Raw genomic sequence first — 3,438 nt, 5'->3', positions numbered from 1 at the left:
TTTGAGCTTTTAGAGCGGCTGTCGGACTAAAAACCACTATATCACCCCGTTCTGGCTTCTGAAAATGATAGCTAACTTTCTCGATAATTAGGCGATCGTTAATCTGGAGAGTGGGTTCCATGGAAGAAGAGGGAATATAACGGGCCTCGGCCACAAAAGTGCGGATGCCAAAAGCCAAAATTCCAGCCGTGACAATGGTTTTAACTGCTTCTAGCCAAGGGTTTTCTTGGGGGACGGGAGGAGGAGAGGGTTTTTCGGATTTATGGTTCAAGCTTTCAGCCATAGAATTTAAACTTTTGAGAAGGATTAAGCCAATACGCTCTTTAATGTTCTAGTCTAGTGATAGTAGCAGCGTAGATAATATTTTAAGACAATTTTCCCACATATACTGGATCACTGTTAATTTGTCAACGCCGCACCCTGCTGCCTGAAGGGGAATTTCCTCGGGGGTAGAAAAAGGCAATGCAGTCTCTCAAAAAGGCAAGTTTTTCGCCGCTATTAAAGTAAAAGCTTGATAATTCGAGGATTGAAGCCCTAATCTCCCTTAAAAGTCTCTTCTCCGTCACTACTTAGACCTATGTTTGCACAAATTCCCGAACGATCAATGCACTATCTGCGATGGGTTGTTACCATCGCTTGGTTAATTCTGATATTTTCTCTGTTTTTTGACCCGATTTCGGCACAATTAACCGATACTAATAATCTCTCTAGTCCCCTGAGAGTTGCTCCCGATGTGTGCATTAAAGTCCAGGGAGTTTGCTTACCCCAATCCTCCTATCAGTTAGCTGCGCCGATTTTTTGGGGAATAGTGGTTCCTAGTAGCATTTTTATCTTATTAGTATTCGGTCACGAACTCTGGCGGCGTATCTGTCCTTTATCCTTTCTTTCTCAAATACCGCGCGCTTTGGGTAAACAGCGTCAGAAAAAATACACCGATAAATCGGGGAAAGTCCGCTATGAAATCTATAAAGTGCCGAAAAACTCTTTTTTAGCTCGGAATTATCTCTATCTACAATTAAGTCTGTTATTTTTGGGTTTATGCGGACGGATTCTCTTTGATAATTCCGATCGCTTAGTCTTAGGCAGCTTTTTAATCTTTACTATTCTAGTGGCGATCTTTGTGGGTTATTGGTATGGGGGCAAATCTTGGTGTAACTATTTCTGTCCCATGAGTCCAGTGGAAAGGATTTACGGTGAACCGAGGGGTTTACTAAATAGTACCGCTCACGAAGACAGTCGCGGTGGGATTACTCAATCTATGTGTCGTATTGTCCGGGAAGATGGTAGCGAACAAAGTGCCTGTGTTGCCTGTCAGAGTCCCTGTATCGATATCGATGCGGAAAGATCCTATTGGGATGGGATAACCAACAGAGATCGCCAATGGCTTTATTACGGTTATTTTGGCTTAGTTTTTGGCTATGCTATCTATTATTATCTCTATGCTGGCAATTGGGACTATTATTTCTCTGGAGCTTGGGCGCACGAAGAAAATCAACTAGAATCCCTCTTTAAACCGGGTTTTTATCTTGCTGGTCAGGCAATTGCGATTCCGAAGCTGGTAGCTGTTCCCTTAACTTTGGCAATCTGCACTTTTTTGGGTTACTTTCTCGGTAAAAAAGTTGAAAATGCCTACAAAGTCGATAGAATTCGCAAAAAGTCGCCTTTAACTACAGAAATTATCCGTCACCGCGTCTTTACTGTCGGAACTTTTCTGATTTTCAATTTCTTCTTTATTTTCGCTGGTCGTCCTTTTATTAATCTTTTGCCAAAATTTTGGTATTATTTCGCTGATATTTTACCGGCTGTTTTGAGTAGTTTATGGTTATATCGCACCTGGACAAGGGATCCGGGCCGTTACCAACGAGAAGGACTAGCGGGAAGATTGCGTAAACAGTTGGGTAAACTGGGTCTCGATACGGCTAAATATCTTGATCGGCGATCGCTGTCAGCTTTGGACGCGGATGAGGTGTATGTGTTAGCCAAGATACTGCCGGATTTCACACACCAGAAGTGTTTAAAAGCCTATAAAGCCTTGTTAAAAGAGGCTTTGGAGGAGGGATATACTGACTTCGGCCACAGCCTCGAAATCCTAGAACAAATGCGCTTAGAGTTGACGATTACCGAGGCCGAACATCAGGCAATTCTAACGGAGTTGGGTGTGGAATCGGCCGAACTTCTCGATCCGGACAAGCAGTATAGTCGCGAGGATTGGTTGCGTTTGCAGAGTTACCGCGATGCTTTGTTGGAAAGTTTGTTGGTGACTTGGAAAAAAGACCCCGATCGCCGGGTGGGGTCAGAATTGCTGCAAGTGTTAACCGGTAAGAGTTCCAGGGAGGCGATCAAGCATTTATTGACGGAATTGCCGGCCTCGGAAACGGAAACTGTCGAGTCTTTGCGTCGGGAGTACGGAGTTACCGGTCAGGAGGAGGAAACGATTCTCCATCGTCCTCTGTCCCGTCAATTATGGCAAAATATCGCCCGCGCTTTTCAGGTCTTCGATCGTCTATCTTTTAGTAGTGAGAGCGATCTTGATCAACAGGAAAGAATTTTATTGGAAAGATTCCAGCTATTCGATAGTGATGGCTCCGGACAAATTAGCCTTGAGGAGTTAAAAGCTTGTCTTCAGGCGATCGAACCGGGGGTGACAGACAAGGAAATCGAAGCTATGTTACACCATGCCGATACCGGTCGCGATAATCAGATTAGTTTTCCAGAATTTCGCAACCTACTGCACCAATTCCACAAATAAACTGTCTTCAGTTAAGGAGTCTTTATTTTCCCTGACTCCTTTTTTTCTTTAAAAAAATAGCTGTTCGCAGGCAGGCACGGATTCCCATTATACTAGAAAGTATAAGGCAAGTTGAGGGATTTTGTCAAGCTTTTTTGAGAAAAAATTTCGAGGTTTCGCTGAACTGTATGAGGGTAAATCCAATAGGGACTATAGAGAGGGAGATTTAATAGCAAAATGTAGTATATTCGTTTCTATTTCAGTTATGGTTTCTGGAAATCGCTGATTGTTAAAATTGATCTGCTCGGAATATAGATGATAGGCTGTATTGTAAAAGTTACGAAGGATAAAAGCAATAAATATGCTGGGTGTTAAAGGGGAGGACACTGGAATTCGGCAGTTTTTGAATTGTCCTAGGGTGAGATGACATCTGGGGTGATGAATCTCTTGAAAATTATCAGGATCGTAATCAAATCTAATCGGTACAGCTACAATATTTTTGTCGATAATATCGGCAAATATCTCATCTTCTTCATATAGTTCTGGCTCATTTTGAAAAGATTCTAAATAAGGGGATGAGAAGAAAGCTAGTCTATGGGATAATAACTGCGATCCTTGGAAGCGATAAAGTAATTGAATCAAGGCTCCATCAATCATTTTAATATTATAATTCTTACCGCGATCAAGCTCATCATAAATATCTTGATAGG

General features: G+C 42.3%; 3 protein-coding genes. 1 reads left to right on the top strand and 2 read right to left on the bottom strand.

Annotated elements, in window-relative coordinates; genetic code table 11:
• Window positions 1-283 (bottom strand): signal peptidase I (gene lepB, locus PX636_RS00175; protein WP_288115842.1); only part of this gene is annotated, 283 nt, incomplete at its 3' end.
• 294 nt (window positions 284-577) lie between these two features.
• Between lepB and PX636_RS00170 the strand changes: the two genes are divergently transcribed.
• Window positions 578-2,749 (top strand): EF-hand domain-containing protein, encoded by a 2,172-nt coding sequence (locus PX636_RS00170; protein WP_288115841.1) that lies wholly within the window; start codon window positions 578-580, stop codon window positions 2,747-2,749.
• A 189-nt stretch (window positions 2,750-2,938) separates the two neighbouring features.
• Here the strand turns inward: PX636_RS00170 and PX636_RS00165 are convergent.
• A partial coding sequence (locus tag PX636_RS00165) for a DUF2290 domain-containing protein (protein ID WP_288115840.1) occupies window positions 2,939-3,438 on the bottom strand: 500 nt, incomplete at its 5' end.

Origin of the sequence: Microcystis sp. M53598_WE2, from assembly GCF_030067735.1 — a bacterium.
Taxonomy (GTDB): Bacteria; Cyanobacteriota; Cyanobacteriia; order Cyanobacteriales; family Microcystaceae; genus Microcystis; species Microcystis aeruginosa.
This window is presented reverse-complemented; position numbering and strand designations above follow the sequence as displayed.

What these genes read in the sequence shown, in the direction of transcription:
- PX636_RS00170 (WP_288115841.1), top strand. Translation starts at nt 578, where the DNA reads ATGTTTGCACAAATTCCCGAACGATCAATGCACTATCTGCGATGGGTT.